The following is a 22,700-nucleotide window of genomic DNA, read 5'->3' on the forward strand; positions in this document are numbered from 1 at the left end:
TCAAACATCTGGGCAGGAACCCCTATCCCGGAAGCGTACCGATGGGTAACGTCCGGGCCGTCCACCACCCCCCATGCCCTGTAGCGGCGCCGGCGCCCCATGAGGAGCAGCAGTCTTGCGCGAGTTCAGCCTTCCGGCCCTGTACGAGGTTCCGGCCGACGGCAATCTGACGGATCTCATCCGCCGCAATGCCGCACAGCATCCCGATGTCGCCGTGGTCGGCCGCAAGGTCGACGGCCAGTGGGAGGACGTGACCGCGACCGCGTTCCTGGCCGAAGTGCGGGCCGCCGCCAAGGGCCTGATCGCGGCCGGGGTCGAACCGGGCGACCGGGTCGGCCTGATGTCGCGGACCCGCTACGAATGGACGCTGCTGGACTTCGCCATCTGGAGCGCCGGCGGGATCACCGTGCCGGTGTACGAGACGAGTTCACCGGAGCAGATCCAGTGGATCCTCAGCGATTCGGGCGCGGTGGCCGCGCTGGTCGAGACCGGGATCCACGAGGCCGCCGTCGAGGCCGTACGGGACACCCTGCCCAACCTGAAGCAGGTCTGGCGGATCGAGGGCGATGCCATCGGGACGCTGCGGAAGCTGGGCGCGGACGTGCCCGAGGAGAAGGTGGACGAGCGCTCCTCGATCGCCAACGCCGACTCCCCCGCCACCATCGTCTACACCTCGGGCACCACGGGCCGCCCCAAGGGCTGTGTGCTCTCCCACCGCAGCTTCTTCGCCGAATGCGGCAACGCGGTGGCGCGGCTCAAGCCGATCTTCCACACCGGTGAGTCGTCGGTGCTGCTGTTCCTCCCCGAGGCCCATGTCTTCGGGCGGCTGGTGGAGATCGCGGCGGTGCTGGCGCCGATCAAGCTCGGCCATGTGCCCGATGTGAAGTCCCTGACCGAGGAACTGGCCGCGTTCCGGCCCACCTTGGTGCTGGGCGTGCCGCGCGTCTTCGAGAAGGTCTACAACTCGGCGCGGGCGAAGGCCCAGTCCGAGGGCAAGGGCAAGATCTTCGACAAGGCGGCCGACACCGCCATCGAGTACAGCCAGGCGCTGGACGCCCCGGGCGGGCCGTCCTTCGGGCTCCGGTTCAAGCACAAGGTCTTCGACCGGCTGGTCTACAGCAAGCTGCGGGCCGTGCTGGGCGGCCGGGCCACCCACGCCATCTCCGGCGGTGCGCCGCTGGGCGCGCGGCTGGGCCACTTCTACCGGGGCATCGGCTTCACGGTGCTGGAGGGGTACGGCCTGACGGAGTCCTGCGCGGCGACCACCTTCAACCCCTGGGACCGGCAGAAGATCGGCTCGGTCGGGCAGCCGATGCCGGGCACGGTGGTGCGCATCGCCGACGACGGCGAGGTGCTGCTGCACGGTGAGCACCTCTTCACCGAGTACTGGAACAACGAGACGGCCACCGCGGACGCGCTGTCGGACGGCTGGTTCCACACCGGGGACGTGGGCACCCTCGACGAGGACGGCTACCTCACCATCACGGGCCGCAAGAAGGAGATCATCGTCACCGCGGGCGGCAAGAACGTCGCCCCGGCGGTGATCGAGGACCGGATCCGCGCCCATGCCCTGGTCGCCGAGTGCATGGTCGTCGGCGACGGTCGTCCCTTCGTGGGCGCGCTGATCACGGTGGACGAGGAGTTCCTGCCGCGCTGGGCGGCCGAGCACGGCAAGCCCGAGGGCGTGACGGTGGCCGAGCTGCGCGAGGACCCGGAGCTGCTGGCCGAGATCCAGCAGGCGGTGGAGGACGGCAACGCGGCGGTGTCCAAGGCGGAGTCGGTGCGCAAGTTCCGCGTCCTCGCGACACAGTTCACCGAGGACTCCGGGCATGTGACCCCCTCGCTGAAGCTGAAGCGGAACGTGGTGGCGAAGGACTTCGCGTCCGAGATCGAGGCCATCTACCGCGGCTGACGACGCCGGGGCCCGGGGCGATGCCCCGGGCCCGGACCGTCACGACTTCAGGGACCGGCACGGCGCGGCGTCGGGGACCGTGACAGCACGCCGTAGGGGCCGGTCACAGCAGCGACTTCAGGCGGTCGGCCAGCAGGTCCCAGCGCCAGCGCTCCTCCACCCAGGCCCGGCCCCGCTCGCCCATGCGGCGGCGCAGCGCGGCGTCCTCCAGCAGGGTCACGACGCGCTCGGCGCTCTGCTCGGCCGAGTCGCCCCGGACCACCCACCCGGTCTCCCCGTCCAGCACCGCGTCCGGCGCCCCGCCCGAGTCCCCGGCGACGACCGGCAGCCCGGTCGCGGACGCCTCCAGATAGACGATGCCGAGGCCCTCGACGTCCAGCCCGCCGCGCCGGGTGCGGCAGGGCATGGCGAAGACGTCGCCCGCGCCGTAGTGGGCGGGCAGCTCCTCCCAGGGCACGGGGCCGGTGAACCGTACGGAGTCGGCCACGCCCTCGGTCTCCGCGAGCCGGCGCAGATCCTTCGCGTACGGCCCGCCGCCGACGATCAGCAGCACCGCGTCCGGCACCCGCTTCAGGATCCGCGGCATGGCCCGGATCAGCGTGTCCTGCCCCTTGCGCGGCACCAGCCGGGAGACGCACACCACGACGGGCCGCTCGGCGAGGCCGAGGCGGGCCCGGATCTCGTCGCCGCCCGAGCCGGGGTGGAAGGTCTTCTCGTCCACACCGGGCGGCAGTTGCACCATCCGGGCGGCGTCCCGGGGGTCGAGCGCGGCGGCGATACGGGAGCGGGTGTACTCACCGAGATAGGTGATGGTGTCCGTGGACCCGCCGATCCGCCGCAGCAGCCGCCGGGCGGCGGGCAACTGCGCCCAGGCCGCCTCGTGGCCGTGCGTCGTGGCCACCAGCCGCCGCGCCCCCGCGGCGCGCAGCGCGGGGGCCATCAGCCCGAGCGGCGCGGCGGCGCCGAACCACACCGCGGTGCAGCCGTGCTCCCGCAGCAGCGCGGTCGCGCGGCGGGTGACCCTCGGGGTGGGCAGCAGCATGGTCGTCCGGTCGCGGACGACCTGGTACGGCTGCTCGGCGTCGAAGCGTGCGGTGGCCTCGGCGCCCTCCTGGCCGCGCTTCCAGGTGGAGGCGTAGACGACGATCCGGTCCGGGTCGAGGCGCAGCGCGATGTTGTGCAGAAACGCCTGGATGCCGCCGGGGCGGGGCGGAAAGTCGTTGGTCACGAGCAGGGTCTTGTCCATCGTGGCCGACAGTACCGGGTGCCGCGGCGGGCCCGCCGCGGCCCACCCGGGCCGGGGGCCGGGGCGGCGCTCAGCCCAGCTCGGTCGCCACGTACTTCCGCCACAGCTCCGTGAACTCCGTCAGGCTCACCCCCAGCACCTTCCGCAGCGCCGACTCCACCGCCCCCGAGCGCTCGGGGGCCCGGCCCACCGCGCGGTAGAAGTCGACCAGCTTCTTCTCGCCCCACCGGTCCGCGATCAGGCGGCAGGCGAGCCAGCCCTGTTCATAGGCGCGGGAGAGGCGGTCGGGGTCACTGCCGAAGCGGAAGTCGTCGTCGCGCGGCAGCGAGGTGGGCAGATGCCCGGCGACGACGGCGTCGGTGAGTTCGGGGGCGACCTGGCGGGGGGTGCGGCCCGGGGTGCGGTAGCCCACCCAGTCGGCGAAGCCCTCGGAGAGCCACAGCGGGGTGGCGGCGCTGGTGGCGGTGCGGGTGGCGACATGGGCCGTCTCATGGGTGATCACGACGCGCCGGCCGAAGTCGCCGAGGACCTGGTACGCCTCGGGGTTGACGATCACCCGGTCGGCGGGCGCCTCGTCACCGGCCCCGCCGACCTCGCCCGTGGTGACGGCGGCGATCCCGCGGTAGCCGTCCGCGGAGGCGCCGAGCAGGGCCGCCATCCGGTCCAGGGAGCCGGGGACCTCGACCACCACGCGTCCGGCCCACTCATGGGGCCAGACCCGGCCGAGGACGGGCACCGCCCGGTCCGCGATACCGGCGACCGCGCGCAGCACCCGCCGGTCCTGGCCGACGCCCAGGACGAGGCTGTGGGCGCCGCGGACGACGTCGACCGTGCCCTGGTCCCAGAGCTGTTCCGTACCGCGCTTGCCGTCCACCACGCCGTCGTCGGAGGCCACGTACCACCGCCCGTCGCGCCGGGCGAGGGTCAGGTACTGGGCGGAGACGACCGGCGCGGTGTCGTATCCCGTCAGCCGGTACCGGAGTTCGACCTGTGCGGCGAGGCTGCGGCCGCCGACCGGCGCGGGGGCGAAACCGCCGGTGCGCACCAGCCGGTAGGTCCAGGAGCGCAGCGGTACGGCGGACATCTGCCGGAACACCCGCCGCTGCTCGGCCACATAGCGGGCGGAGCCGCGGTCCACGGTGGCGAGGAAGGCGTCCGCGTCCCGCTCCCGGACCGCGGCGGCCCGCTGGTCCAGCAGGCGCTGCACGGCCCGGCCGTCGCGCCCCTCGGGGTCGTCGGGCGCGGGGGCGGGGGCGCAGCCGCCCAGCGCGGTCAGGGTGAACGTGCCCACCAGCGGCAGGCACAACAGCGCCCGCCATCCGCCCGATCTCCACCGACCCGCCACGTCTTAGATCGTACGAGCCCGCGCGCCGGCTTCAGACGCGAGTGATGGAAGAGATCGGCAACATGTCCACGGGGTCGTAGCGGACCCGCGCCCCGGGGTAGGGGGCGTGGATCACCTGTCCGTTGCCCGCGTACATGGCGACATGGCTGGCATCCGAGCGGTAGACCACCAGATCGCCGGGGCGGGCCTGGGACAGCGGCACCGGCTGCCCGGCGTGCGCCTGGGCCTGTGAGGTGCGCGGAATGGCCACCCCGGCGTGGGCGTAGGCCCATTGGGTCAGCCCGGAGCAGTCGAAGGCGGTGGGGCCGGCGTGGCCCCAGGCGTACGGCAGCCCGAGGGCCGCCCGTGCCGCACCGAACGCCGCGGCGGCCCGCCCCGAGAACGGCGCGGCATGCCGCCCGACGGTGCGGCCACCGGGAAGCTCACCGGGGCCGGTTCCGGTGCCGATTCCGGTGCCGGGAAGGGTGCCCGGCGGCAGCCCAGCGAGGACGCCGGGCTCCCGGCCGCCCGCCCGCGAGGCGCGGTGCTGCCCATAGGTCTGCCGCTCCCTGGGCGGCAGCGCGTTCACCAGCCGCCGCGCGGTGGCCAACCGGTGCTGGACCGCCCGCTTGTGGCGGGCCACGGCCCGGCGGCTGTGCTCCAGCTTCACCAGCTTGGCCGCGGCCTCCGCGCGCTCCTGCCGCAGGGTGCGCTGGGCGCTCTGCACCACCCGCAACTGTGCGGCCTGACGGCTGGTGATCCGCTCCAGGGTGGCGGCCCGGTCGAGGTACTGGGCCGGGTCGCCGGACAGCAGCAGGGCGAGGCCGGGGTCGATCCCGCCGGTGCGGTACTGCCCGCCCGCGAGGGCGCCGAGCGCCACCCGCATCCGGTTGACCCGCCCCTGGCCGCGGGCGACCCGGTCCTGGATCCGGTCGACCTCGCGGCGCAGGGTCCGGGTGCGCGTCTGCGCCGCGTTGTAGCGCTCGGTGGCCCGCTCCGCCTGGGCGTAGAGCGTGGCGACCCGGTCGCCGGCGGACCGGGCGGCCGGACGGCCCGCCGGGTCATGCGGTTCGGCGCCGGCCGCCACGGCGGACAGCGCGGCGACGGAGGCCACCGCGGCCGCCGAGGCGGCGGCCTTGACGGCGGCCCGGCCGGACCCGGGTTTCGCGACGCGACGACAGGACGCCATGGGTAGCCGCACTCCCTTCCGCAGTGTCGGGCTGAGAACTGCGGGCAGACAGTAGCCGTGGGGCTACCCACGGTCCAACGGCCGTGAGGTGCGGAGAAACTGACGCCCCGCCGAGTGACGCAGGTCACCGGCGGGGCGGGGGATCAGCGAGCGCGCTGGAGATTCGCCCTAAAGGATGGCTCTTGGGGCGGTTTGAGACCCGTTTTCCAGTTTCTGATCGGACCTTCCGGGTCAGACCCGGACGCCGAACTGGAACGGCATGTTGTCCATCGACTCGTAGCGCACACCGGCACCGGGCTTGGGCGCGTGCAGCACCTGGCCGTTGCCCGCGTAGAGACCTATGTGGTGCAGGTCGCCGTAGAAGAGCACCAGGTCGCCCGGCTTGAGCTCACCGCGGCCGATGCGGCTGCCGGCGTTCGCCTGGTCCTGGGAGATGCGCGGCAACTGCACCCCGGCCTGCTGGTAGGCCCAGCCGGTGAGTCCGGAGCAGTCGAAGGAGGACGGACCGGTCGCGCCCCAGACGTACGGGAGGCCGATCTTCGTCTTGGCGGCGGCGAGCGCGGCCGCGGCACGCCCCGACTCCGGCACCTCGTTGCCCAGGTCGACCCGGCTGCTGGAGCGGTTGGCGCGCTCCGCGTCCTGGGCGGCCATCTTGGCCCGCTCCTTGGCGGTCAGGGTGTTGAGGAGGTTCCGGGCCTTGGACAGCTTGCCCTGGATCTCGTCCTTCTTCTTGCCGAGCGCCTTACGGGTGTCCGCCAGGTCCTGAAGCTTGGTGGACGCCTCCTCGCGCTGCTGCTTGAGGGTGCGCTGCTTGTCGGCGATCTTCCGCAGGGACTCGGCCTGCTTGCCGCTCAACTGGCTGAGGGTGGACGCCTTCTCGAGGTAGGTGTCCGGGTCGGAGGAGAGGAGGAGCTGCACCGAGGGGTCGATGCCGCCGGAGCGGTACTGGGCGGTGGCCATCGAACCCAGGCCGTTGCGCAGCTTGTTCAGGTCCTCCTGGCCGCGCGCCACCTTGTCCTGGAGATCTCCGACCTGCTTCTCCAGCTTCTGCTGCTTCTCCTTGGCGCCGTTGTACTTCTCGGTCGCCTGCTCCGCCTCTTCGTAGAGCTTGTCGACCTGCTCCTTGACGTCCTTCTTGTCCTGCTTCGGAGCGGCCTGGGCGGCCTGGGAAGTGAGAGCGACGGCGGCGGCCGCGGTCGCGGTGAGGACGGTTACCCGAGTGCGGCTCGGCTGCTTGGGTCGACGGTGGGACGCCACGAAGGCGAGCTCCTTCTTCCTCCAGCCGCCTACCGGGAGTTGGTGGGGTTGTGAAGCCCCGGCTCCGCGACAGGGCGCGGACTCGGCGGTACCTCCGCTGTCACCCCGGATGGGTGATCAACCGCGCGAAGGTTCGAGCCGACCTTAGTGACCCCGCCGTGATCCGTTCAAATCCCAACGGCAAAAAAGTCGCTCCGGAAGCGCATCTTTTACGAATCTCACACGGGCAGTGATGGTCGATCGACGCTCCGCTGACATCAGAAGCGGTTCGAGGCCGACCTCTGAAGAGAGTTCGCACACGGAGCCCACAGAAACGCGGAATCCGTGGAGACGGGAATAACGGAGATACCGGCTACGACGCCTCAGGTACGGGCAAGTCGCTTCAGCAGCAACGCGGATGCCACGGGGCGCGCTCCGGCGCGCGCCACCCCGTCGGCCACCTCGCGGTCGGTGGACACCACCACCACCGGCCGGCCCGGCGGCTCCGCGCGCACGATCTGGCGGATCAACTCGTCCGCCGTCACCCCCGGCTTGCTGAACAGCACCCGCACCCCGCGCGGCGGCGCGAGCAGCACCGGCGCGGCCAGCTCGGCCCCGTCGAAGACACAGGTCATCTCCGCGCCCGTCTGGGCCGCGAGCACCGCGAGACCGCCCAGCAGCCGCAGCCGCTGCTTCTCCAACGGCATCGTGGGATAGCCGGTCTTGGTGACGTTGTAGCCGTCCACCACCAGATGCGCCTGCGGCAGCGCGAGCAACTGGTCCAGCAGGGCCGGGTCCATCTCCGACAGCGCCCTGGTCGCTATGTCCTTCGGCGTCATCTTCCCCGGCTCCACGGCGTCCACCATGTCCGCCGGGCGCATCGACGCGGGCGGCAGGGCCAGTTCGCGCCGCAGCCCCTGCGCCGCGTCCAGCACCGTGTCCAGCAGCAGCCGCAGCCGCATGTCCTCCACGCTGCGCCCCTCGCGCACCGCCCGCCGGCTGGCCTCCAGCGCCGACTCCGCCTCCGCGAGCCGGGCCCGCAGCCGCCGCGCCTCGCTGTCCGCGGTGGCCTGACGGGCCGCCGCCTCCGCCCGTACGGACTCCAGCTCCGCCTCGGCCTTGCGCACCGCGGCCGCGCCCCGCCGCACATCGCTCTGCGCGCTGCGCAGCTTGCGGTGCAGCCCGTCGTTCTCCTTGCGGGCCGCCTCCAGCTCGCCGCGCGTCCGCTCCGTCTCATGCTTGGTGGCCGCCTTGGCCTCGGCGAGTTCGTCGCGCAGCCGCTGAAGCTCGCGCGCCGCCTCCTCACCGGCCCGCTCGGCGGAGGCCCGCTGGGCCTCCTCGCCCGCCGCCTCGACCAGCTTGACCCAGCCCACCGGCCGCAGCACATACGCCACCGCCGCCACATCCACCGGATCGGCCGCGGCGGGCGGCGATCCGCCCTCGATGGCCTCGGCCAGCTCCCGCTGGGTCTCCCGCAGCCGTCCCGCGATCCGCTGCCGGAAGACGGGGTCGCTCTCCACCGCGACGGCCATCGCGTTGCCCGCGAACTTGGCGCGGCGGGTCGGGGTGAAACGGGCGTACTGCCGCAACTGGGTGGGCAGCTCGGTGACCGTCAGGCCGCCGAAGGCGTCCGCGACCAGCGCCACCACCCGCCGCCGCACCCCTTCCGGCAGCGGGCGGTCCAGCGCCTCGGTGACGCCCTCGGCGTCACCGGCCGCCCCGGGGTCGCCGGTCCGCTCCACCACCTGTCATCGCTCCGTTCTCAGGCGCTCAGGCCGGTGCTCGGACGGTCCACGAGTTCAACCTGGTCGACCGCGTTGCACCAGCGGCAGCGCACTGACTCAATGGTCTCACTGAGCACCTCGCGTTCCTCGACACTGGGTTCCCCGGCCAAGTCGAGATGCACATACTCCACGGCTCTGGTCGCGCGGGTCACATCGAACCGGGTGAGGTTGCCGCACAGTGTGCAACGCCAGCGGGTCCGGTCGGTCGGCAGGGGCACGGCCATGGTTGCGGGTCCTCGCTTCTCGGCTCGTCGGCGGCGTCCTGTAACCCTACGGCCTGAGCCTTGCCCCGCGCCGGGCCCGTCCCGCCCGCGTCCCGGGCGGCAGCGCGGCGAGGCGCTCTGTGGAGGTTGCGCCCGGTACGGAATGATCTGACCATGATCGAGACGTCGTCGGGGCGCGGCCGCCCCTGGATGGCGGGGCCCGGCCGCCCGTGGGTGACATACGGCCTGATCGTGAGCTGCTGCCTGCTCTTCGTCATCGGACCGGCCTCGGGGCTCAACCCCGGCTATGGCACGGGCGGGCGGCTGGTGGAGGCCCAGTCCACGTACTTCGAGCGCTGGGGAGTGGTGCCCAGCGCTCTGTGGAGCGGCGCCCCCGATCAGCCGCTCGCCCCGCTGACCGCGCTGTTCGTACACGGAAACTGGCTGCATCTGCTCGGCAACATGCTGTTTCTCTACGTCTTCGGGGCGATGACCGAGGAGCGGATGGGACGAGTCCAGTTCGCCGTCTTCTACCTCGTCACGGGCTATCTGGCGCTGCTCGGCTACGCCGCCGCGCACGCCGACTCGGCCCAGACCCTGGTGGGCGCCTCCGGGTCCATTTCCGGTGTGCTCGGCGCCTTCTTGTGGCTGTTTCCCCGTGCCCGGGTGACCAGTCTCTTTCCGTTTCTGTTCTTTCTGCCGCTGCGCTTTCCGGCCTGGGCGGTGCTGATCTTCTGGGTGGCCCTCCAGTGGCTGGCCGCCCGGCAGGCCGACGACAGCCCCGGTGTCGCCTATCTCGCCCATCTCGTGGGCTTCACTCTCGGCTTTCTCTACGCGTGGGGGCGGTTCGGGCGGGCGACTAGAGTGGGCGGCGCAGCCAGGGCCAGTGAGGGAGAAAGCCAGCCGTGATCACTTCGATCGTGCTCATCAAGACCAGCGTGGACCGGATTCCGGAGACCGCCGAGAAGATCGCCGCGCTGGAGAACGTGAGCGAGGTCTACTCGGTCACCGGCGCGCACGATCTGATCGCGATGGTGCGGGTGGCCCGGCACGACGACCTCGCGGACATCATCACCGGCCAGATCAGCAAGCTGCCCGGGGTGGCCTCCACCGAGACGCACATCGCCTTCCGGACATACTCGCAGCACGACCTCGAGGCGGCGTTCGCGATCGGCCTGGACGGCTAGCACCACGCCCCGGGGCCCCGGGCCCCGGCACTTCCTGGGCCCAGAGGCTCCCTCGGCCCCCGACGCCCTGGGCCCAGGGGCTGAGCCCCGGGCCCAGGGGCTCAGCCACGGTCCGGGACGCAGCGGCCGTCCTCGGTGCGGTAGCTCCAGCGCGCGCCCTCGCGCACCAGCTCCTTCACCGCCCCGACGAACCGCTCCACATGCTCATCCGGGGTGCCCGCCCCGAAGCTGACCCGGATCGCGTTCAGCGAGCGCTCCCCCGGCGCGGCCTCCGGCGCACCGCATTCGCCCGGCTCGTCGGGCTCGCTGTCCAGCAGGGTGCGGACCAGCGGATGCGCGCAGAAGAGCCCGTCCCGTACGCCGATGCCGTACTCCGCGGAGAGCGCCGCCGCGAAGTGGGAGCTGTTCCATCCCTCCACCACGAACGACAGCACACCGACCCGGGGGGCGTCGTCGCCGAACAGCGAGAGCACCCGCACCTCGGGCACCTCGGCCAGCCCCGCCCGCACCTTCTCGATCAGCTCCCGCTCACGGGCGACCAGGCCCTCGAAACCGGCCTCGGTCAGCGCCCTGCACGCCGACGCGATCGCGTAGACGCCGATGACGTTCGGCGAGCCCGCCTCGTGCCGGGCGGCGGTGGTGTGCCACTCCACGTCGACACCGCCGTCGTCCCTGCGCGTCACCTTACGGCTGGCGCCACCGCCCGCCAGATACGGCCGGGCCTCGCGCAGCCAGTCCGCCCGCCCGGCCAGCACACCGGCGCCGAAGGGCGCGTACAGCTTGTGCCCGGAGAAGGCCACCCAGTCGACGTCCGCCTCCGCGATGTCCACCGGGTGGTGCGGGGCAAGCTGCGCGGCGTCCAGGACGATACGGGCGCCGTGGGCGTGCGCGGCGGCGGCCAGCTCGCGCACCGGCCACAGCTCACCGGTCACATTGGACGCGCCGGTCACGCAGACCAGCGCCGGGCCCTCGGCGCGCCCCGCGAGCGCCTTCTCCAGCGTCTCCACCGCCTGCCGCGGGGAGCGCGGGGCGCTGAGGTAGCGGACGGTGACGTCCTCCCGCTGCTCCCACGGCAGCAGCGAGGCGTGGTGCTCGGTCTCGAAGACGAAGACCTCGGTGCCGCGCGGCGCCACGGCGGCCAGGAGGTTGAGCGAATCGGTGGTGGAGCGGGTGAAGACGACCTGGTCGTCCGCGCGGCAGCCGAGGAAGGCGGCGACGTCCTTACGGCTGTTCTCGAAGAGGTCGGTGGAGAGCTGCGAGAGGTAGCCCGCCCCGCGGTGCACGCTGCCGTAGTACGGCGCGTAGGCGGCGATGTCGTCCCAGACCCGCCGCAGCGCGGGGGCGCTGGCGGCGTAGTCGAGCGCCGCGTAGGTCACCTCGCCCCCGGTGACCAGGGGCACCAGGACATCGCCGCCCAGCACGGGCAGCGGCGCACAGGCGGCGACGGAGGAATCGGCGGAGGCGGCGGAATCGGCAGCGGAGGCAGCGGAGGTGGTGGCAGCAGGGCGCGCGGACATGGCGAAGTCTCCCGGGAGGGTCGAAGGCGTGACGCGCACAAAGACGGCGGTAAGGCGGCCATCAGGGCGCGGAAAGTCGCTCGACGCACGGCGGCACCGCGCGGAGCACTGGCGGGGAAACGGGCCGCTCGGCCCTAGCGCATTCGCTGCATCACGGAAGAACTCCCTCGACCACCAGGACCCCTAGTGCGAGGGGTCCGCGCTTGCCGCCGGCCTCGCTGCCTGGCGGCCTGGTCATCACCCGGGGCACCCCGCCACGGACGGAGGGTTGCCGGACAGCGGGCCGGGGCCGTAGTCGCTGTCACTCGTGACCTGGTCAGGAGTATGCCATGCCGGACGCCGACGCCCATGTCCTGTCCGCATCCCGGACAGGACACGGACGGAACATGGGCGCCGTAAGGGCAACGCCCAACCGTAAGCGCGACGCCTAGGCGTGGGTGGCCCGTACCCACCGCTCCAGGACGTCGCGCGCCGCGCCCGAGTCGATGGACTCGGCGGCCCGCGCGACACCCGCCGCGATCCGGTCCGCCAGGGGCTTGTCCCCCGGCTCCGGCTCGAGCGCCACCAGCGCCGCCGCCGAGTTCAGCAGCACCGCGTCCCGGACCGGGCCCCGCTCGCCCGCCAGCAGCCGGCGGGCCACATCGGCGTTGTACGAGGCGTCCGCGCCGCGCAGGGCCTCCACAGGGGCCCGCTCGATGCCCACGTCCCGCGGGTCGAGGGTCTCCTGGCGCACGGCGCCGCCCCGGACCTCCCACACCTGGGAGGTCGTGGTCACGGTGAGCTCGTCCAGCCCGTCGTCGCCGCGTACGACCAGCGCGGAGGAGCCCCGCTCGGCCAGCACCCCGGCGATGATGGGCGCCATCCGGGCATCCGCGACCCCGGTCGCCTGGCACTTCACCCGCGCCGGGTTGGTCAGCGGGCCGAGCAGGTTGAACGGGGTGGCCACGCCCAGCTCGCGGCGGGCCGAGGCGACATGCCGCAGCGACGGGTGGAACTTCACCGCGAAGCAGAAGGTGATCCCCGCCTCCTCCGCGACCTCGACCACCCGCTCCGGGGTGATGTCCAGGTTGACGCCGAGCTTCTCCAGTACGTCGGAGGCGCCGCTGGCGGAGGACGAGGCGCGGTTGCCGTGCTTGACGACCCGCGCGCCGGTACCGGCGACGACCAGCGCGGACATGGTGGAGATATTGACGGTCCTGGCGCGGTCGCCGCCGGTGCCGACGATGTCCACGGTCGCCCCGGGCACCTCGATCACCTTGGCGTGCTCGTACATGGCCCGCACCAGACCGGCCACCTCGGAGACCGTCTCGCCCTTGGCGCGCAGCGCGATCGCGAAACCGGCGATCTGGGCGTCGGTGGCCTCGCCCCGCATGATCCGGTCCATGGCCCAGGCGGTGTCGTCGGCGTCGAGGTCCAGGCCGGCGATCAGCGAGCTGAGTACGTCCGGCCAGGTGCGGGCCGTCGCGGTGCTGTCGCCTCCGGCGGGGGTCACAACGTCCATGGTCCGCTCCTGGATCCGTGGGGGGGTGGGCAGGGAAGGGGCCGCGCACGTCAGCGGCCCGCCGCCAGCCTATCGGGAGCACGGCCAGGGCCCCGGCCGGACCGTGTGGTCCGGGCCGGGGCCCTGGTCTGTGGCGTTCAGCTTGCGTGCGAGAGCGGTACGGCGGAGATCAGTGGTGGCCGTGGCCGCTGGTGATCTCGTGGTACTCCTCGCGGGTCGGCTTCGGAATGACGTTGTCCTCGCCGTAGTAGCCCTTGGAGAGCTTGGAACGGATCCGCTGCGCGGGCGTCACCTTCCGCTTGACCCCGTTCTCGTCGGTCTCGGGGCCGATCTCATAGGGCTCGGGCTGCTCGTGCTGGGTCAGCATGTGCAACTGCTCCGGCGCGAGCGGCTCGTGGACCTCGACGAACTCACCGTGCGGCAGCCGCTTGATGATGCCGGTCTCACGGCCGTGCAGCACCTTGTCGCGGTCGCGCCGCTGGAGGCCGAGGCAGATCCGCTTGGTGGCGATGAAGGCCAGGACCGGGCCGGCGAAGAAGCCGATCCGCACGAACCACGTGATCGAGTTGATCGACAGGTGGAAGTGGGTGGCCCACAGGTCGTTACCGCCACCGATCAGCATCACGAAGTACGCGGTCAGCCAGGCGACGCCGAAGGCCGTACGGGTCGGGGCGTTGCGCGGGCGGTCCAGGATGTGGTGCTCGCGCTTGTCGCCGGTGATCCAGGACTCGATGAACGGGTAGAGCCCGATCGCGAAGAGGACCAGCGGGAAGAGCACGATCGGGATGAACACGCCCAGGACGAGCGTGTGGCCCCAGGCGGTGATCTCCCAGCCGGGCATCACCCGGACCAGACCCTCGGCGAAGCCCATGTACCAGTCGGGCTGGGCGCCGGTGGACACCTGGTCGGGCCGGTAGGGACCGATGGTCCACACCGGGTTGATGGTCGCGACCGCGGACAGGACCGCGATCACACCGAAGACCAGGAAGAAGAAGCCGCCCGCCTTGGCCATGTAGACCGGCAGCAGGGGCATGCCGACGACGTTCTTCTCGGTCTTTCCGGCCCCGGGGTACTGCGTGTGCTTGTGGTAGAAGACCAGGATCAGGTGCGCCACCAGCAGGCCGAGCATGATGCCCGGCAGCAGCAGGACGTGGACCGGGTAGAGCCTCGGGATGAGGTCCATCCCGGGGAACTCGCCGCCGAAGACGAACATCGAGATGTAGGTGCCGACCACCGGGATCGACAGGAACACGCCCTCGATGAACCGCAGACCGGTGCCGGAGAGCAGGTCGTCGGGGAGCGAGTAGCCGGTGAAGCCGGTCAGCATGCCGAGGAAGAACAGCAGGAAGCCGAAGAGCCAGTTGATCTCACGCGGCTTGCGGAACGCACCGGTGAAGAACACGCGCATCATGTGCGTGAACATGCCGCACAGGAAGACCAGCGCGGCCCAGTGGTGGATCTGCCGGATCAGCAGACCGCCCCGCACCTCGAAGCTGATGTCCAGCGTCGAGGCGAACGCCTCGGACATCCGCACGCCCTGCATCGGGACGTACGGGCCGTGGTACACGACCTCTTCCATGCTGGGGTGGAAGAACAGCGTCAGATACACACCCGTGAGGATGATGATGATGAAGCTGTAGAGGCAGACCTCGCCCAGCATGAAGGACCAGTGGTCCGGGAAGATCTTGCGCATATTGGCCTTGGCCAGGCTGTAGACGCCCAGCCGGCCATCGGCCCAGTCGGCGACACGCTCGCCCGCGGGCGCTTTGCCGCGGCGCTGCTGCGCACCGCTGTCGCTTGTAGTACTCATCCGCGCTCCCAGTAAGCAGGACCGACGGGCTCCGGGAAGTCGCCCATGGCTTCGAGGTACCCCTGGTCGTTGGCCCGGATCCGCAACTGCGGCAGCGCGTGACCGGCCGGACCGAAGATCACTCGGCCACCGTCGGAGAGGTCGAAGGTCGACTGGTGGCAGGGGCACAGGACGTGGTGCGTCTGCTGCTCATAGAGGTTGATCGGGCAGCCGACGTGGGTGCAGACCTTGGAGAACGCGACGATGCCCTCGTGCGACCAGTCCAGCTCGCGCTTGTCCTTGATGTTCTCCGGCTGAAGCCGGACCAGCATCAGGGCCGCCTTGGCGATCTCCGTCTGGAAGTCGTGCTGGTCCTCGCTCATGCCCTCGGGCATGGCGAAGGTGAGCGAACCGACGGAGATGTCCTCGGGGCGCAGCGGCTGCATGGTGTTGTAGTTCATCAGCCGCTTGCCCTTGGCCCACTTGGTGTGCCGCAGCTTGGTGCCCGGCAGCGGACCGAGGTCGCGCAGCAGCACGACGCCGGAGAGCGGCACCAGCGCGAGCGCGCCGAAGAGGGTGTTGCGGGCCAGCTTGCGCCGGCCGAAGCCGGACTCCTTGGCACCGGCCGCGAAGTCCTCGAGGACCTTCGACTTCACCTCGGGGCTGGCCTCGATGGGGTGCCGCTCGTCGGCGATCTCCTCGTCGGACATCAGGGTGCGGGCCCAGTGGACCGCGCCCGCGCCGATGGAGAACAGCGCGATGCCGAGCGTCACACCGAGCGCGAAGTTGAGCGCGCTGATGTGCCCGATCGGGAAGACATAGATGTACTTGTCGACCGGGAGCGCCACATACGCGGCGATGAAGGCGATCGTGGCCACCATCGAGACCGTGAAGAGCAGGGCGACGGTGCGCTCGGAACGCCGTGCGGCCCGCTCGTCGATGTCCTGCACACGGTGCTCGTGCGGGGGCAGCCCCGGGTCGGCGAACGGGTCCTCGACCGGCCTTACGGCGCTCTCGGTCCCTCGCTCTTCCGGCAGCTTGTCTTCTGCTTCTGAAATCTCGTGGCTACTCATGACTTCTTGGCCTTTGCGGTCCGGGCGGCGACCCAGATGGTGAGGACGATCATCGCGCCCATACCGAAGACCCAGCCGAACAGACCCTCGCTCACCGGGCCGAGCCCGCCGAGCTCGAGGCCACCGGGGGTCTTGCTCTTGTCGCTGTTGACCGTGTCGAGGTAGGCGATGATGTCCTGCTTGTTCTTCGCCGGCATCACGGTGTCGGGGAAGTTGGGCATGTTCTGCGGGCCGGTCTGCATGGCCTCGTAGAGGTGCTTGGGGCTGACCCCGTCCAGACCCGGTGCGTACTTGCCGTTGGTGAGGGCACCACCCTTACCGGCGAAGTTGTGGCACTGCGCGCAGTTCGTACGGAAGAGCTCCCCGCCCTTCGCGACATCCGCGCCTTCCGGGCTGTACTCGCTCTTGGTGGGCGTCACCGGACCCGCACCGAGCGAGGCGATGTAGGCGGCGAGCTGCTCGATCTCGGCGTCCGAGTAGATCTTCTTCTTCTTCGGCACCTGAGCGCCCGGCTGCTGCGCGGGCATCCGGCCGGTGCCGACCTGGAAGTCCACGGCGGCGGAGCCGACGCCGACCAGGCTCGGGCCGTCAGAGGTCCCCTGACCGCCCGTGCCATGGCAGCTTGCGCAGCCGACGGCATAGAGCTTCTTGCCCTCCTCGATGGCGAGGGACTGGGCGGAGCTGTCGTCGGCCTTCGCCTCGCTCGGCGAAAACGCGGCGTACAGCCCCCCAGTGACCGCCAGCGCGAAGAGTAGGACGACGAGCGCAGCCAGCGGATGGCGCCGTCGTGCGGAGAGCTTTTTCACGGATTACCCCGGTGTCAGGATCTTCTGCGTCGATGCTGTTAAGGACGTGGTTCCGGTGCGGTGACCGGCTTACTTGATCATGTAGATCGTGGCGAAGAGGCCGATCCAGACGACATCGACGAAGTGCCAGTAGTAGGACACGACGATGGCCGCCGTCGCCTGCTGGTGGGTGAACCTCTTGGCCGCGTACGTCCTGCCCAGGACAAACAGGAAGGCGATCAGGCCGCCCGTCACATGCATGCCGTGGAAGCCGGTGGTCAGGTAGAACACCGAGCCGTACGGGTCGGAGGAGAGCGAGAGCCCATCCTTCTTGACCAGCTCGGTGTATTCGAAGATCTGACCGCCGATGAAGATCGCGCCCATGATGAAGGTGATCACGAACCAGGTGCGCAGCTTCTTCACGTCGCCGCGCTCGGCGGCGAAGACGCCGAGCTGGCAGGTGAGGGAGGAGAGCACCAGGATCGTGGTGTTCGTCGCGGAGAACGGGAAGTTCAGCGCGGACGCCATTTCCTTCCAGTGCTCGGCTCCGGTCACCGATCGCAGGGTGAAGTACATCGCGAAGAGGGCCGCGAAGAACATCAGCTCGGAACTCAGCCAGATGATGGTTCCGACGCTGGTGAGGTTCGGCCGGTTGACCGACGGGTGCGCGTGCCCGGTTTCTACTGCTGTTGCTGTCGCCACGACCGACATTATGTCGGTCGCTTATCCAGCGCTCACTCCCGGGGGTCCCGTTCGGAGTGTCAAGGACCGTGGCGGGGGCATCGACCCTGCTCGTCGGGGTTGTTCGGGACCGTCCCCCGAAGGAGGGAGAGATCCGTACGCCCCCTCCTCCGGACGGCTGTACGGGAGTAGCATCCGCCACAGGAGCCCGGCAGATCACTTACTTCGCCCGGAGGTCATGATGCGGCCGATCGCAACGGTGCTGGTCTACAGCGATGACGCGAGCACCCGCGAACAGGTGCGCCTCGCGGCCGGGCGGCGGCCCGCCGCCGATGTGCCACCGGTGGAATTTCTGGAGTGCGCCACCCTCCCGGCCGTTCTCTCGGCGCTGGAGGAGGGCGGCATCGACGCCTGTGTGCTCGACGGTGAGACGGCGCCCGCGGGCGGGATGGGCGTCTGCCGGCAGATCAAGGACGAGATCTTCCAGTGCCCGCCGGTGCTGCTGCTCATCGGCCGCCCGCAGGACGCCTGGCTGGCCACCTGGAGCCGCGCGGAGGCCGCCGTCACGCATCCGGTGGACCCGGTGGCCCTGGCGGACGCACTGGCCGGGCTGCTCCGCCGGCGGCTCTCCGTGGGCGCCTGACCGCACCGTCCGCACCCCTGCTCAGACCTGGGGGCGGAGCCGGGCGGAGTCGGCGGTCGTGGCGTCGGACTGGCCGCCGGAGACGGCGCTGCCCTTGCGCCAGTCCGCCCAGGCCATGTTCCAGTCGCCGTAGCCGTTGCTGAACGGCGCCATATCGTCTCCGTTGCTGTGTACGACCTGGACGATGTCGCCCAGGCGCACGGTGTTGAAGAACCACTCGGCGTTCGCCGTGCTCATACCCGTACAGCCGTGGCTGACGTTGGCGTAGCCCTGCGAACCGGTGGACCAGGGCGCGGCATGGACGTATTCGCCGCTCTTGGTCACCCGGGCGGCCCAGTAGACCATCAGGTCGTAGGAGCCGGCGCCGAGCCCGATGCTGGCGCCCGTCATCCGTACGGCGGATTCCTTGGCCAGCACCACCTTGATGCCGTTCCGAGTGTCGAATCCGGGCATACCGGTGGTGATCGGGATGGTCCGGATCGGGACCCCGTTGCGCTTCACCGTCATCTGGTGGGTGCCGGAGTCGGTGAGCGCCTCCAGGCGGTCGCCGGTGGTCAGCCGCAGCGACTTGGCATCGCCGCCGTAGAGCCCACCGCCGATCCTGATGCCCTTGAGGTTGGAGTGGGCCGTGATGGTGGCGTGGGCGGGCCAGTACTCCTGCGGGCGGTAGTGCAGGTTGCGGCTGTCCACCCAGTGCCAGACGCCCTCCACGGCGGGCCGTGAGTCCACCTTCAGGGCACGCTCGATCACGGCGCGGGCCGAGGGGTCCTTGACGGGCCGGCTCAGCTTGGCCGTGATGGGCTGCCCCACCCCGTACTCCCCCGCCTTGGGGCCGAAGGTGACCTTCAGCAGCCGGCGGGCGGAGCTGGTGGTGAAGTCGACGGTACGGCGGCCAGGAGCGCCGTTGGAGTCCTCTGTGGACACCTTCAGCGTGTAGTGGGCGCCCGCGGCCAGCGGCACGGTACTGCGCCAGTGCCTGCCGTCATCCGCCAGCTCGCCGCGGACGTAGCGGCCCGCCGCGTCGGTGGCCGTGACGTCCGTGATCCGGCTGTCGTCGCCCTTGGCGGTGACTTCGAGCGGCTTGTCCGGATCGGCCTTGCGGCCGTCGCCGTCACCGCTGAACGAGATCTGGTCGGCGGCGTCGTACGGCTTGGCGGACAGGGGGTCGGGAGATCCCGCGCATCCGCTCACACCCGCTATCAGCGGCGCCACCAGCAGGGCGCAGGTCAGCACCGCCCGGCTTCGGAGTGATCGAGGTGTGTGGCTCATGGAGCCAACCTAAGAACGGCGTCCATGAACGGCGCGCGGAGTGAGGCAGCGGGGTGAACCGGCGGCCCACCGGGGGCCACGGCCCGGCGCCCGGCCCGGGACGCCGAGCGGGGCCCGGACACCTGGGGAGGTGTCCGGGCCCCGCTCGTTTCGCCGGTCGCGTCGGCCGACTGGCCGGTTACTGGTTGGCGTTCTCGCCGCGGTAGTACTCGAAGACCCAGCCGAAGAGACCGACCATGATGATCGGGGCCGAGAAGAAGAGCAGCCACCAGCCGAAGATGACGCCCAGGAAGGCCAGGGCGCCACCGACGCCCAGGGAGAGCGGCTGCCAGCTATGCGGGGAGAAGAATCCCAGCTCGCCGGCGTCGTCCGCGACATCCGCGTCCTTGTTGTCCTGCGCTCCGACATCCACCCGGCGTGCCGTGAAGGCCAGGTAGAAGCCGATCATGATGCTCAGCCCGAAGGCCAGGAAGAGCGCGGTGGTGCCGGCCGGCTCCTTCGACCACACGCCATAGACGATCGCCATGACGAGGATGAAGACGGCCAGCCAGACGAACATCCGGCCTTGGACCTTCACTTGCCGGCCTCCTTACCACCCGCGAGGGCCTTGTCCTCGTCGGGCGCACCGTGGTTCTGGAGCTGGTCGAGCGCCGCGATCTCCGGGTGGTGCAGGTCGAACGCCGGGGATTCGGAGCGGATCCGCGGCAGGGTGAGGAAGTTGTGCCGCGGGGGCGGGCAGGAGGTCGCCCACTCCAGCGAACGGCCGTAGCCCCAGGGGTCGTCGACCTCGACCTTCTTGCCGTACTTGGCGGTCTTCCAGACGTTGTAGAGGAACGGCAGGATCGACAGGCCCAGCAGGAAGGAGCTGATGGTCGAGATGGTGTTCAGCGTGGTGATGCCGTCGGCCGCCAGGTAGTCGGCGTACCGGCGGGGCATGCCCTCGGCGCCCAGCCAGTGCTGCACCAGGAACGTGCCGTGGAAGCCCACGAACAGCGTCCAGAAGGTGATCTTGCCGAGCCGCTCGTCCAGCATCTTGCCGGTGAACTTGGGCCACCAGAAGTGGAATCCGGCGAACATCGCGAAGACCACGGTGCCGAACACCACGTAGTGGAAGTGGGCCACCACGAAGTAGGTGTCCGAGACGTGGAAGTCCATCGGCGGCGACGCCAGGATCACACCGGTCAGACCACCGAAGGTGAAGGTGATCAGGAAGCCGATCGCCCAGAGCATCGGGGTCTCGAAGCTCAGCGACCCCTTCCACATCGTGCCGATCCAGTTGAAGAACTTGATTCCGGTCGGCACCGCGATGAGGAACGTCATGAACGAGAAGAACGGCAACAGCACTCCGCCGGTGACATACATGTGGTGGGCCCACACCGTCACCGAGAGACCGGCGATCGAAATCGTCGCGGCGATCAGGGAGATGTAACCGAACATCGGCTTCCGGGAGAAGACCGGAATGACCTCGGAAATGATGCCGAAGAACGGTAGCGCGATGATGTACACCTCTGGATGGCCGAAGAACCAGAAGAGGTGTTGCCAGAGCAACGCGCCGCCATTGGCCGCGTCGAAGACATGTGCCCCGAATTTTCGGTCCGCCTCCAGGGCGAACAGCGCGGCGGCCAGCACCGGGAAGGCGAGCAGCACCAGCACCGCGGTCAGCAGCACGTTCCAGGTGAAGATCGGCATGCGGAACATCGTCATGCCCGGAGCGCGCATGCAGATGATCGTGGTGATGAAGTTGACCGCACCGAGGATCGTGCCGAAGCCGGAGAGGGCCAGACCCATGATCCACATGTCCGCGCCCACACCCGGCGAACGGACCGCGTCCGACAGCGGGGAGTAGGCGAACCAGCCGAAGTCGGCCGCGCCCTGCGGGGTCAGGAACCCGCCCACCGCGATCAGCGAGCCGAAGAGATACAGCCAGTACGCGAACATGTTCAGCCGCGGGAACGCCACATCGGGCGCACCGATCTGAAGCGGCATGATCCAGTTCGTGAAGCCCGCGAACAGCGGGGTGGCGAACATCAGCAGCATGATCGTGCCATGCATGGTGAACGCCTGGTTGAACTGCTCGTTCGACATGATCTGCGTGCCCGGACGGGCCAGCTCGGCGCGCATGAAGAGCGCCATCAGGCCGCCGATGCAGAAGAACGCGAACGACGTGACGAGGTAGAGCGTGCCGATCGTCTTGTGGTCGGTGGTGGTCAGCCACTTGACGACGACATTGCCCGGCTGCTTCCGACGCACCGGAATCTCCCGCTCTTGCGAGGCGGTAGTACCGGCACCCTGGGGTTCGTTGAGGATGCTCACTGGATCTTGGTCTCCGCGTTCTTGGCGGCGTCCGTCTGCGCAATGCCCGCCGGGATGTAGCCGGTCTGGCCCTTCTTCGCCAGGTCCTTGAGGTGCTGCTGGTAACGCTCCGGCGACACGACCTTGACGTTGAAGAGCATCCGGGAGTGGTCGACGCCGCACAGCTCGGCGCACTTGCCCATGAAGGTGCCCTCGCGGTTCGGGGTGACCTCGAAACGGTTGGTGTGCCCCGGGATGACGTCCATCTTCATCAGGAAGGGGATCACCCAGAACGAGTGGATGACATCGCGGGACGTCAGGATGAACTGGACCGACTCGCCCTTGGGCAGCCACAGGGTCGGACCCGGGTTGCCGGTCTGCGGGTTCCGCTCACCGGGGGTGCCGGCCTCGTAGACGCCCTCGGCGCCCTTGGGGACGGCCTTGAGCATGCGCTTGGGGATCGAGGAGATCTCCTTGGCTTCCTGCTTCGGACTGGCGGTGCTCCCGTCCACGTTCTCCATGTAGTTGAAGCCCCAGCTCCACTGATAGCCCACCACGTTGACCACGTGGTCGGGCTTCTTGGAGGTCTTGAGCAGCGCGTTCTCATCGCGTGCGGTGAAGTAGAACAACACCGAGACGATGATGATCGGGACCACGGTGTACAGCGCCTCGATCGGCATGTTGTACCGGGTCTGCGCGGGAACCTCGATCTTGGTCCTGCTGCGACGGTGGAAGATGACCGCCCAGATGATCAGGCCCCAGACCAGGACGCCCGTGGCGAGCGCCGCCGCCCACGAGCCCTGCCACAGGGAGAGGATCCGCGGCGCCTCCTCCGTGACGGGGGTAGGCATTCCGAGGCGGGGGAAGTCCTTTGATGTGCAACCGGTGGCGGTCGCCAGGACCAAGCCCGCGGCCAGCGCCTGCAGCAGCTTCCGCCGCACCGGGCGCCGCGACGAGCGGTCGGAGCCGTTGGGACTCACGTAGCGCCTTCCCGAGAGTCTCGCCCGCGCGGTCGGCCGCGGCCGTCTTCTGGTCGGTCGCCGGCCCAGTGCGGGCAGGGGTTTGGATG

Annotated in this window: 20 protein-coding genes and 1 riboswitch; of the genes, 4 read left to right on the forward strand and 16 right to left on the reverse strand. The window is 70.3% G+C overall.

The window, feature by feature from the left end:
* The first annotated feature begins 115 nt into the window (after nucleotides 1-115).
* Nucleotides 116-1,912: an AMP-dependent synthetase/ligase gene (locus ACK1X7_RS14610; protein WP_390792922.1), complete on the forward strand. Its 1,797-nt coding sequence runs from the start codon at nucleotides 116-118 to the stop codon at nucleotides 1,910-1,912.
* A gap of 103 nt (nucleotides 1,913-2,015) precedes the next feature.
* Here the strand turns inward: ACK1X7_RS14610 and ACK1X7_RS14615 are convergent, their stop codons facing one another.
* The 6 genes from ACK1X7_RS14615 to ACK1X7_RS14640 all read right to left on the reverse strand — a co-directional run bounded on the left by ACK1X7_RS14615 (nucleotide 2,016) and on the right by ACK1X7_RS14640 (nucleotide 8,915).
* Nucleotides 2,016-3,158 (reverse strand): glycosyltransferase family 4 protein, encoded by a 1,143-nt coding sequence (locus ACK1X7_RS14615; protein WP_385151805.1) that lies wholly within the window; start codon nucleotides 3,156-3,158, stop codon nucleotides 2,016-2,018.
* Nucleotides 3,159-3,228: 70 nt separating this feature from the next.
* Nucleotides 3,229-4,503 carry a hypothetical protein gene (locus ACK1X7_RS14620; protein ID WP_390792920.1) on the reverse strand — a complete coding sequence of 425 codons (1,275 nt, stop codon included), beginning with the start codon at nucleotides 4,501-4,503 and terminating at the stop codon, nucleotides 3,229-3,231.
* 31 nt (nucleotides 4,504-4,534) lie between these two features.
* The gene (locus ACK1X7_RS14625; RefSeq protein ID WP_390792919.1) at nucleotides 4,535-5,671 is read right to left on the reverse strand and encodes an NlpC/P60 family protein; all 1,137 of its coding nucleotides are present in this window, start codon (nucleotides 5,669-5,671) and stop codon (nucleotides 4,535-4,537) included.
* Between the two features lie 231 nt (nucleotides 5,672-5,902).
* Nucleotides 5,903-6,928 (reverse strand): NlpC/P60 family protein, encoded by a 1,026-nt coding sequence (locus ACK1X7_RS14630; protein WP_385151814.1) that lies wholly within the window; start codon nucleotides 6,926-6,928, stop codon nucleotides 5,903-5,905.
* Nucleotides 6,929-7,290: 362 nt separating this feature from the next.
* Complete coding sequence (locus tag ACK1X7_RS14635) at nucleotides 7,291-8,652, reverse strand: NYN domain-containing protein (RefSeq protein ID WP_385151817.1); 1,362 nt, start codon at nucleotides 8,650-8,652, stop codon at nucleotides 7,291-7,293.
* Nucleotides 8,653-8,669: 17 nt separating this feature from the next.
* Entirely contained in the window at nucleotides 8,670-8,915 is a 246-nt protein-coding gene (locus ACK1X7_RS14640; protein WP_216345730.1) for a hypothetical protein, read from the reverse strand.
* A 153-nt stretch (nucleotides 8,916-9,068) separates the two neighbouring features.
* Here ACK1X7_RS14640 and ACK1X7_RS14645 point away from each other — a divergent pair, with 153 nt between their 5' ends.
* Nucleotides 9,069-9,803: a rhomboid family intramembrane serine protease gene (locus ACK1X7_RS14645; RefSeq protein ID WP_385151820.1), complete on the forward strand. Its 735-nt coding sequence runs from the start codon at nucleotides 9,069-9,071 to the stop codon at nucleotides 9,801-9,803.
* Nucleotides 9,800-10,081 (forward strand): Lrp/AsnC family transcriptional regulator, encoded by a 282-nt coding sequence (locus ACK1X7_RS14650; protein ID WP_014060065.1) that lies wholly within the window; start codon nucleotides 9,800-9,802, stop codon nucleotides 10,079-10,081. Before ACK1X7_RS14645 ends, ACK1X7_RS14650 begins: the two co-directional genes overlap by 4 nt.
* A gap of 101 nt (nucleotides 10,082-10,182) precedes the next feature.
* Here the strand turns inward: ACK1X7_RS14650 and ACK1X7_RS14655 are convergent, their stop codons facing one another.
* The 6 genes from ACK1X7_RS14655 to ACK1X7_RS14680 form a co-directional block, all read right to left on the reverse strand.
* The gene (locus ACK1X7_RS14655) at nucleotides 10,183-11,598 is read right to left on the reverse strand and encodes an aminotransferase class V-fold PLP-dependent enzyme (RefSeq protein WP_385151823.1); all 1,416 of its coding nucleotides are present in this window, start codon (nucleotides 11,596-11,598) and stop codon (nucleotides 10,183-10,185) included.
* A 194-nt stretch (nucleotides 11,599-11,792) separates the two neighbouring features.
* A riboswitch (SAM riboswitch) is annotated at nucleotides 11,793-11,911 on the reverse strand.
* A gap of 114 nt (nucleotides 11,912-12,025) precedes the next feature.
* Nucleotides 12,026-13,099, reverse strand: coding sequence for an anthranilate phosphoribosyltransferase (gene trpD / locus ACK1X7_RS14660; protein WP_385151826.1), 1,074 nt, complete (start codon nucleotides 13,097-13,099; stop codon nucleotides 12,026-12,028).
* Nucleotides 13,100-13,268: 169 nt separating this feature from the next.
* Nucleotides 13,269-14,909: a cytochrome b gene (locus ACK1X7_RS14665; protein WP_385157166.1), complete on the reverse strand. Its 1,641-nt coding sequence runs from the start codon at nucleotides 14,907-14,909 to the stop codon at nucleotides 13,269-13,271.
* Nucleotides 14,906-15,961 carry a ubiquinol-cytochrome c reductase iron-sulfur subunit gene (locus ACK1X7_RS14670; RefSeq protein WP_385157161.1) on the reverse strand — a complete coding sequence of 352 codons (1,056 nt, stop codon included), beginning with the start codon at nucleotides 15,959-15,961 and terminating at the stop codon, nucleotides 14,906-14,908. Before ACK1X7_RS14670 ends, ACK1X7_RS14665 begins: the two co-directional genes overlap by 4 nt.
* Nucleotides 15,958-16,767: a c-type cytochrome gene (locus ACK1X7_RS14675; protein WP_385157158.1), complete on the reverse strand. Its 810-nt coding sequence runs from the start codon at nucleotides 16,765-16,767 to the stop codon at nucleotides 15,958-15,960. Before ACK1X7_RS14675 ends, ACK1X7_RS14670 begins: the two co-directional genes overlap by 4 nt.
* 69 nt (nucleotides 16,768-16,836) lie before the next feature.
* Complete coding sequence (locus tag ACK1X7_RS14680; protein ID WP_059143403.1) at nucleotides 16,837-17,457, reverse strand: cytochrome c oxidase subunit 3; 621 nt, start codon at nucleotides 17,455-17,457, stop codon at nucleotides 16,837-16,839.
* Between the two features lie 211 nt (nucleotides 17,458-17,668).
* Between ACK1X7_RS14680 and ACK1X7_RS14685 the strand changes: the two genes are divergently transcribed.
* Nucleotides 17,669-18,070: a hypothetical protein gene (locus tag ACK1X7_RS14685; protein WP_014060073.1), complete on the forward strand. Its 402-nt coding sequence runs from the start codon at nucleotides 17,669-17,671 to the stop codon at nucleotides 18,068-18,070.
* A 21-nt stretch (nucleotides 18,071-18,091) separates the two neighbouring features.
* On the opposite strand, the gene ACK1X7_RS14690 is transcribed toward ACK1X7_RS14685, so the two are convergent.
* The 4 genes from ACK1X7_RS14690 to coxB form a co-directional block, all read right to left on the reverse strand.
* The gene (locus tag ACK1X7_RS14690) at nucleotides 18,092-19,339 is read right to left on the reverse strand and encodes a L,D-transpeptidase (protein WP_385157155.1); all 1,248 of its coding nucleotides are present in this window, start codon (nucleotides 19,337-19,339) and stop codon (nucleotides 18,092-18,094) included.
* A 178-nt stretch (nucleotides 19,340-19,517) separates the two neighbouring features.
* A complete protein-coding gene (locus ACK1X7_RS14695) occupies nucleotides 19,518-19,916 on the reverse strand; it encodes a cytochrome c oxidase subunit 4 (RefSeq protein WP_385155479.1) in 399 nt (132 codons plus the stop codon).
* On the reverse strand, nucleotides 19,913-21,652 hold the full coding sequence (gene ctaD, locus ACK1X7_RS14700) for a cytochrome c oxidase subunit I (RefSeq protein WP_385155482.1): 1,740 nt from the start codon (nucleotides 21,650-21,652) through the stop codon (nucleotides 19,913-19,915). Before ctaD ends, ACK1X7_RS14695 begins: the two co-directional genes overlap by 4 nt.
* Nucleotides 21,649-22,611, reverse strand: a complete 963-nt coding sequence (gene coxB / locus ACK1X7_RS14705; protein WP_216345742.1) for a cytochrome c oxidase subunit II — start codon at nucleotides 22,609-22,611, stop codon at nucleotides 21,649-21,651. Before coxB ends, ctaD begins: the two co-directional genes overlap by 4 nt.
* Between the last annotated feature and the right edge of the window lie 89 nt (nucleotides 22,612-22,700).

The organism is Streptomyces sp. CY-1 (assembly GCF_047218265.1).
GTDB lineage: Bacteria > Actinomycetota > Actinomycetes > Streptomycetales > Streptomycetaceae > Streptomyces > Streptomyces niphimycinicus.